The organism is Ochrobactrum sp. AN78 (genome assembly GCF_029909885.1).
GTDB lineage: Bacteria > Pseudomonadota > Alphaproteobacteria > Rhizobiales > Rhizobiaceae > Brucella > Brucella quorumnocens.
This window is the reverse complement of record NZ_JASAMU010000027.1, coordinates 1-8,289: the sequence shown is the minus strand read 5'-3', so window position 1 is coordinate 8,289 and position 8,289 is coordinate 1. Positions and strand designations below refer to the sequence as shown.

Below are 8,289 nucleotides of genomic sequence, written 5' to 3'. Positions count from 1 at the left end.
CGCGACACGATATGACAAGCTCATGCTGAACTTTACAGCCACATGCTATATCGCTGCCATCGTCACATGGTGGCTCAATTGAGTCTGGACCCTAGTGCCAAAGAGATTTGCTCGTTGAGAATGGCTATTCCAGTGAGTTACAACCTCTTGTCCCCACCAATAAAAGGAAAGTCTGCATGCCCTCATCTGTTAGATCATACATTGATTTCATGCTGGACTATCATCGCAGCTATCGTAATAGCTGGAAGGAATATATTCGCTTCTCGATAAGTTTTATAATTGCTATAATTGTAGTAGATTTTATTCTCAAACTCGATTTGATCACAGGCTCTCTGGTTTTATTACTGATTTTACTATGCTTAGAGTTCGTGTGGGCCAATATAATTTTCTTATTGAGCCGCCGTCCCTGAGTTATCAAGCAAGCAGAACACCCGAAGTATAAAGAGCTGCCGACAGAATTTCCAAAATTTCCTTGGCATGAGATAATTTGGGAACATATTTTTAATCGTGAACAAAAGATTATCTCTCTTTCGAAGTCAGTCCATAGAAGCTCAAAGGTGCTCCTGGATTGGCAGCCCACGGCTGATTCAGCCAAACTCAGTGAAGTTGGCTACGTCAGTTGGGCTTGGGGTGACAGCGCTTATTCTCGCATTTCTTGTGTTGGGAGAGTACACGCGACGTGTTCGCGTTTACGGTGCTATCGTACCAAGCGCTGGCGTTTTACATGTCTTTACTCCGCAAACTGGACGGCTTGTGCAAGTTCATACTTCTGAGGGGGACACTGTTAAAGCAGGTGATGCGCTATTTCTGATCGCAACGGATACAAAGACTGGATTGGGCGATACCGAGAGCGTGGTCAAAGAGCAGCTGCAGAATCGTCTTGATGAGCTTGCTGAGGCTATCGGGCAACGGGTTTTGCTAGATGAGGTTGAAAAGCGAGCGTTGAGTGAGCGCATAGTGTCGATTGCAAACGAGATCGAGCGTGTTGATGCGCAGATCGAACAAACCCAAATTTATATCGACGTTTTGCAACCTCGTGCTGCTAAGTATCGCGATCTGGTTGACAAGGGGATTACTCTGGAGCGTAGCTTCGAGGCCGCTGAACAAAGCTACATGCAAAACAGACAAGCACTTGAATCATTACGCAGGCAACGAGTTCAGCTTGAAGGCCGGGCTTCAGATATTCGAGCTAAGCTAGATGGGTTTGATGCGGCAGCTGCGATCGCGATGGGTGAAATGCGCCAAAGAATCGCAACTTTGAAAGAGCAACTGGCTCAGGCAGAAGCTCGCAGAGCAATTGTGATACCAGCCCCTGCAGATGGCATGGTAGCGGCTGTGATGGCCCATTCAGGCCAGCTTGTTGCAGCGGGCACTCCGCTGGTGTCGATTCTTCCGAGCGGAGAGAAAATGGAAGTTCAACTTCTTGCTGATAGTAGAGCAATTGGATTCATCAAAGAGGGGGCGCCCGTGCTCCTGCGGTACACTGCATTTCCTTATCAGAAATTCGGTCAATATAGCGGTAGTGTGACAAAAGTTTCCCGAGTAACGCTGCGACAGGGCGAAGCTAACGCCGATGCGATGGCGGCTCAGATAAAGCAGTCGCAGGCACAGTACCGGATTACAGTGCAGCCGGATAGTTCGAATGTCATTGCCTACGGAAAACCTGAACAGTTGAGAGCCGGAATGAGCGTGGAGGCGCACCTTTTGCTCGATACACGCCCGCTTTATCAATGGATACTTGAACCACTCTATAGCCTACGTGGCCGTGCAACCGAACTCCCGACGCAAAACCCACAATGATAAGCAAGATCAATTACTCTCTGTCTTTCAGACGCCAGTTGCCGGTCGTTCTTCAGACGGAAGTGGCAGAATGTGGGTTGGCATGCTTAGCGATGGTGGCGGGCTATCATGGTCATGAACCGGATCTAAGTACGTTGAGGCGACGATTTGCTGTTTCAGCCAAGGGTCTGACGCTGCTTGACATTTCGCGCATCGCAAACTGTTTGTTTCTTGCTACGCGCCCCATCCGGCTGGAACTTCATGATCTCTCAAAACTGCAGGTGCCGTGTATCCTGCACTGGGACCTCCGGCACTATGTGGTTCTGGAGAAGGTCACCGCAAAAGGTGCGTATATTCATGATCCCGCAAGCGGCCGGCGTTTGGTACTTGCGAAAGAATTGTCTGAGTCATTTACAGGCATCGCGCTGGAGTTATGGCCAGTAGAGGGCTTTGAGCGCAAGGTTGAGAAAGAGCGCATTCGTCTCGTCGATCTGTTCAGGCGGATCACTGGACTTAAACGAGCGCTTTTTCATATATTTGCGCTGGGCCGAACCTCTCCTCCTACCACATACGTCTAAGTCAGCGTCCCTCCATTGTGAAAGCGCTTCAGCGTGAAGGACCTCCTCATGTCCTATTAGAGAAGAACTAGCCATTCTTGCAGAAGCGCCATAATGCCAGGGCGGTATACTATGAGACTATCGTTCAAACTTTAAGTGAGCATCCTCATGAATCGTTATGTTTCTACTCTACAAGAACTGGAAGCTTTGTATGGCGCCGTTTCAAAACCATCGCTCGCCAAAGCCAAGCACTTTCTCCCGGCAATTGTGATGACGACTTCATCCATATGCCACTTGTCTTTTGGCTGTGGCCGGCCCTTGCGGATACAGTCGGCAAAATGCATGCAAAAGCGATTGATCCAAAGGTGAACCGGTTCCCGGCTCACGATCACACCAAGCTCTACGAGAAGATATTCCACATTGGCTGTGCTCAGCGCAAACCGTATTTGTGGCTTCGCGGGAGTAGCTGATCTTTTTCATGAGTGAATATTAGCGATGAGCTAATTACGTTTCAAGCAAAAAAATAGCATTAAGCAAAATATTAGCACTAACGCTACGCAACCGTGCTTAAACAGCTGGCGGTAACTTGCCGCCATTAGGGCTAGAAAACATACCGGCGACGTTGGTGCAGGGATGACATTGCCGGTTTACCGAACTTACAGACAGCAGCTTTATGAGTTGCGCTTTTGATCTTTGGGATCTCGCTCATGCCATTCAAACACAACGCTGCTCGCCGTCACCGAATACCGTTGCAGAAGTTCAGAGTTAAAAACTGGCGTGAATAAGATGCTGGTTTGCGTTAGCCTGGCAGTATTACGTCTTGGATCAGTGAAACGGCGATTTCAGGCTGGTTGGCACCGCGCCGCATAACACCAGATGTCGGGATTCTCGAGATCAACAGTAGCCTCTGTAATCATTGATAAAACTATTTGCTAATATAAGATTAGAATCGCATGAATCGTTGCTTCTATCTTATATTAGTTATATACTATAAGTGTATCAATAGATGGCTGACTATTTACTTGTTGCAGAACATCGCTTATTCAATATGTACGTATATTTTAACTGTTAGAAAAGATCGCTATGCAATTCTCAGGTTTTTCCCCGTATCGTCAAGCGTCACGCAAACGATCTCTGCTTAATGCAGTATCTTTGTTCGCATTGGTTGTAGCATCTGTTGGAGTATCAGCTCCAAAAGCGTTCGCTACAACGGCCGTAAACCAGGGGCAGACGAAAACCGTGGCAGGAGGGACGCCCGACTCTCCTTGGGACATCATAGGTGATCTCTATATTGGCAACTACGGAGATGGCACTCTGAATATCGTTAACGGGGGGGCTGTAACGGCCGGTCACAGCTACATAGGTATTGGATTTTTTGTTGGTGCGTATGGCAGTGGCACAGTCACTATTGATGGTGCCGGTTCTAGTTGGACGAGTGTCGGCTTTGACGTTAATAATGGAAGTGTGAGCGTGACAAACGGGGGCGCGTTGGTCAGCGCTATGTCCACCGTTGGTTTGCAGTCTGGTTCGCACGGATTTGTTTCTGTCGACGGCCCCGGTTCGTCTTGGAATTCTCAAGAGTTACATGTGGGCGAATCCGGTAACGGGCAGCTCCTCATAGAAGGAGGCGGAACAGTCAATTCCTCCGATTTCGGAATAATCGGAAATTTGGCGAGTGCTCAAGGTAAGGTCGTCGTTGATGGGATTGGTTCGGCTTGGTACAACGACGGTAACACTTTTGTTGGTGAATATGGCTCTGGAACACTGAACATAAAGAACGGTGGGGTGGTTGTAAATAATGAGGCGGCAGTCGGTAACCTTGAAGGCTCAAACGGTATTGTATCAGTAGAAGGTAATGGGTCCTCGTGGACAAATAATGGCAGATTGACAATTGGCAACTCTTCCATTGGTCAGATGACCATTGGAGACGGTGGCAAAGTAACGAATAGTGACGGCTTCATCGGACGATTTAGCGGTTCTGTTGGCTCTGTCTATGTGACGGGAGAGAATTCGAAATGGTCGAATTCAGGGGTTCTTTCTGTCGGTCGAGCTGGAACTGCCGAGCTAACGATCAATGAAGGTGGCACAGTTTCTGCTTCAAGTATTGAAATCGGTGGCTCTACTGGAGGCCTAGGAACAGTCAATATCGGTGGCGATGTTGGCGTGGCTTCTAAAGCTGCAGGACTACTGGATACCGAGACGATTAAGTTTGGCCAAGGCACAGGCATTTTAAACTTCAATACGACGAATGAGTTCACGCTTGCGGCTGCAATTAGTGGGAAGGGAACTATCAACGAGATCGCTGGCAAGACAATTCTGACAGGCGATAATTCAGGTTTCACTGGCACGACAAATGTCACAGGCGGAACACTTGTTCAAGGCGCTGCTGGTTCGCTTAGCAGTGGGTCGGATCATTTTGTCGGAACTTCTGGCGTCCTTGACGTTGGTGGTTTTGATACAACGATTGCTTCGCTTACTAATGGCGGTACGGTGATGTTTGGGGGGACGGGCGGCGCAGTTTTAAGGGTTGCTGGCAATTATACTGCCGACAGCGGTACACTTGTCATCAATACGGTGCTTGGCGATGATAATTCCAAAACTGATATGTTGCAGGTCGACGGCAGCACTTCGGGTTCAGGAAAAATCTACGTTCAAAATCAGGGTGGCACGGGTGCTCAGACAATCAACGGCATCAAGATTGTCAATGTGGACGGCAACTCTGACGGCAAGTTCACTCTTGCCAACAGTTATACGACCAAAGACGGACAGCAGGCCGTTGTTGGCGGCGCTTATGCCTATACCCTGCAAAAGGGGGGCGACAAGACGCCAACGGATGGTGAGTGGTACCTTGTAAGTCACATGCCAGATCCGGTGAACCCTGTTGATCCGGACTGTGCACAGACGAACAGCTGTCCACCTGCGCCACCCGCTCCTCCGGCACCCCGTTACAGCGCTGGCGCGCCGGTTTACGAAGGTTATGTGCAGAACATGCTGACGCTCAACAAGCTGCCTACATTGCAGCAGCGTGTCGGCAACCGTTATTTTACTGGAGGAAAGCTGCAAGGGAGTGATGATGCCGGGCAGCCAGACGGCGCAAGCGTCAATGAATATGGCGTCTGGGGTCGTGTTGAAGGCAGCCATAATCGTCTGGAACCATCAACGTCAACGGCGCGCATGAAACAGGACATTAATGCGCTGCAGATGCAGGCTGGTATTGATGGTCACTTCTACGAAAGCGAACAAGGCCGGCTGATTGCAGGCATCACTGGTCAGTATGGACATGCCAAGGGTGATATCTCTTCGCTCTATGGTGATGGCTCGATCGGCACTGATGCATGGAGCCTTGGTGCAACGGCTACTTGGTATGGCAATGACGGGTTCTATCTGGATACACAGGGTCAGGTGACATGGTTCAACAGCGATCTTGATTCGTGGACTGCCAATCAGGGGCTTGCCGATGGTCGCAAGGCGACTGGATATGCAATGAGTGCGGAAGCCGGCAAGCGCATAGCAATTGGTGGCAACTGGTCACTTACACCTCAGGCGCAGCTTGCATGGTCCTCCATTCATGCGGATGCGTTTAGGGATGTATGGGATGCGCGTGTGAGTGTCGATGATGGTTCGAGCCTTCTGGGACGGCTCGGCCTTGCCGCAGAATATGGTACGCAGTGGAAAGATGAGAGCGGACGCACAACGCAAGCCAATATCTATGGAATTGCGAACCTGTATCAAGAGTTCCTCAGCAGCACAACGGTCAAGCTGGCTGGTGTTGATTTCAATACGGATAATGACCGTACCTGGGCAGGAGTTGGTGGTGGTGGCACATTCACTTGGAACGACAATAAATATGCGCTCTACGGCGAAGGCTCCATCAACACAGCGGTGAACCATTTTGCCGACAGCTATACCCTCAAAGGCAATGTCGGCTTCAGGGTCAATTGGTAAGGCGCATGCCAGTTCCAGGATGCAACCGCTGAGCATCACGGATAAATAAGCGGCGAGACCGCCTGCCAAAAAAGTAGCCCCGCCTCCCGTCCAATGGGAAGCGGGGCTTTTTGCACTTTGTCCGTCCCTAACGGCTATTTGGGGCGTTGTTGCACGGATCCGATTATAGATAGATTCCGGTGTTTGATGTTGTACTTACAGGCTTGTGACTTTCACGCGGACGGAATCCGGGCGTGCGAATGCCAGCATTCGATTGAGAATGCGACATCCGAGTCTTATCTCGACTTGCTGATTGGTAAACTTGCGGGAACGAAGAGAATTGCCGTTGATTGATTTATATCGGCCCATCGTCGTTTCCACGTTGGAACGCCTGCCATAATTGGTTATGACCTGCCACTTCATCCGGCCTTGTTCGGCGATTGTCTGGCTATGCCAGTCACGCTGATCCGGTGGGCCATAAAACTCTCTTGGTAAGTGCCGAGCTCGTGGTGGGACGATAACGCTTATACCCGGACTATGTTGGCGAAGTAATCTATAGGTCTCATCACTGTCATAAGCCTCATCAGCTGTGAATCTGGAGATCGGCGGGTCAATCTGATCAAGCAGATCTGCGAGCTGGCTGATGTCACTGCTGTTTTGATCACTTATGATCAGGGACCGGGAGATCAAGGCCCATCAACTCAAACAGCGATAACATCAAGCCTTCGGTTTGGCGCAAGGGTTGATGGAAGAAGATCCCGCACATCAAAGACGTTTCAATTGCCAGATCAGAATAGCGCGATTGACCATCTGGTGTTATGCGGCGCGGTGCCAACCAGCCTGAAATCGCCGTTTCACTGATCCAAGACGTAATACTGCCACGCTAACGCAAACCAGCATCTTATTCACGCCAGTTTTTAACTCTGAACTTCTGCAACGGTATTTGGTGACGGCGAGCAGCGTTGTGTTTGAATGGCATGAGCGAGATCCCAAAGATCAAAAGCGCAACTCATAAAGCTGCTGTCTGTAAGTTCGGTAAACCGGCAATGTCATCCCTGCACCAACGTCGCCGGTATGTTTTCTAGCCCTAATGGCGGCAAGTTACCGCCAGCTGTTTAAGCACGGTTGCGTAGCGTTAGTGCTAATATTTTGCTTAATGCTATTTTTTTGCTTGAAACGTAATTAGCTCATCGCTAATATTCACTCATGAAAAAGATCAGCTACTCCCGCGAAGCCACAAAGACCCTGATCAAGATACCAGCCAACACCGCGAAGCTGATCCGGTCTAAGATCGAACAGTATGCAGCCGAACCGTCAAGCCTCGCGAACAACGTCAAAGTGCTCAAGGGCGGCGAAGGCGTGTACCGTCTGCGAGTGGTGACTGGCGGGTACTTTTCACCGACGAGGGCCAAATTATCGCGGTTGTGAGGATAGCACCACGCAGTAGCGTTTACGAATAGGAGCAATAGGAATGGACGTTCAGATCATCACCACACCGGACGGCAACGAAATGGCCGTTCTTCCAAAAGCCGACTATGACAGCCTTCTTGAAGCGCTTCGCGATAAGCAGGATGTTTTGCGCGCTGAAATCTTCCGCCTTAAGGTCGAGCGGGGCGACGAAGAATTGATCCCGGCCGAGTACGTCAACCGCATGATCGATGGTGAGAACAAGATCAAGGTATGGCGTGACTTTCGGGGTATGACCGCTAAGGCGCTTGCTGACGCTGCCGGTCTAAGCGCGCCATACGTATCGCAAATTGAAAGCGGCGCTCGCGAAGGTTCGCTCGATGCAATGAAAAAAATTGCGGAAGCGCTCAAGATAGCGATCGACGAAATAGTTTAATCAACATGAAATGGAGAATGTGATGTCAGATGCGAAGTCAAAGTACGCAAAATATGAAACGTTCATAAAAAGGGACGTAGATGGATACACCCTAGGGTCCAGACTCAATTGAGCCACCATGTGACGATGGCAGCGATATAGCATGTGGCTGTAAAGTTCAGCATGAGCTTGTCATATCGTGTCGCG

The 8,289-nt window shown here is 49.8% G+C and carries 5 protein-coding genes and 3 pseudogenes; 6 read left to right on the top strand and 2 right to left on the bottom strand.

The window, feature by feature from the left end; all coding sequences use genetic code 11:
• Nucleotides 1-753: 753 nt before the first annotated feature.
• Both QBD00_RS23450 and QBD00_RS23445 read left to right on the top strand, forming a co-directional pair.
• The gene (locus tag QBD00_RS23450) at nucleotides 754-1,800 is read left to right on the top strand and encodes an HlyD family efflux transporter periplasmic adaptor subunit (RefSeq protein WP_318580691.1); all 1,047 of its coding nucleotides are present in this window, start codon (nucleotides 754-756) and stop codon (nucleotides 1,798-1,800) included.
• Nucleotides 1,797-2,357 (top strand): cysteine peptidase family C39 domain-containing protein, encoded by a 561-nt coding sequence (locus QBD00_RS23445; RefSeq protein WP_318580690.1) that lies wholly within the window; start codon nucleotides 1,797-1,799, stop codon nucleotides 2,355-2,357. The genes QBD00_RS23450 and QBD00_RS23445 overlap by 4 nt, the downstream gene beginning before the upstream one ends.
• A gap of 166 nt (nucleotides 2,358-2,523) precedes the next feature.
• Here QBD00_RS23445 and QBD00_RS23440 read toward each other — a convergent pair.
• Nucleotides 2,524-2,779: pseudogene (locus QBD00_RS23440) on the bottom strand (IS6 family transposase); the annotation flags it as partial.
• 264 nt (nucleotides 2,780-3,043) lie between these two features.
• Here QBD00_RS23440 and QBD00_RS23435 point away from each other — a divergent pair.
• Together QBD00_RS23435 and QBD00_RS23430 are read left to right on the top strand one after the other, a co-directional pair.
• Nucleotides 3,044-3,208, top strand: a pseudogene (locus QBD00_RS23435) (IS5/IS1182 family transposase); the annotation flags it as partial.
• Nucleotides 3,209-3,575: 367 nt separating this feature from the next.
• Entirely contained in the window at nucleotides 3,576-6,281 is a 2,706-nt protein-coding gene (locus QBD00_RS23430) for an autotransporter outer membrane beta-barrel domain-containing protein (RefSeq protein WP_318580689.1), read from the top strand.
• Nucleotides 6,282-6,476: 195 nt separating this feature from the next.
• On the opposite strand, the pseudogene QBD00_RS23425 reads toward QBD00_RS23430, so the two are convergent.
• A pseudogene (locus QBD00_RS23425) lies at nucleotides 6,477-7,152 on the bottom strand (transposase).
• Nucleotides 7,153-7,466: 314 nt separating this feature from the next.
• Here QBD00_RS23425 and QBD00_RS23420 point away from each other — a divergent pair.
• The gene (locus QBD00_RS23420) at nucleotides 7,467-7,688 is read left to right on the top strand and encodes a hypothetical protein (RefSeq protein WP_318580688.1); all 222 of its coding nucleotides are present in this window, start codon (nucleotides 7,467-7,469) and stop codon (nucleotides 7,686-7,688) included.
• Nucleotides 7,689-7,731: 43 nt separating this feature from the next.
• Nucleotides 7,732-8,103, top strand: coding sequence for a helix-turn-helix transcriptional regulator (locus QBD00_RS23415; protein ID WP_318580687.1), 372 nt, complete (start codon nucleotides 7,732-7,734; stop codon nucleotides 8,101-8,103).
• The last annotated feature ends 186 nt before the right edge of the window (nucleotides 8,104-8,289 follow it).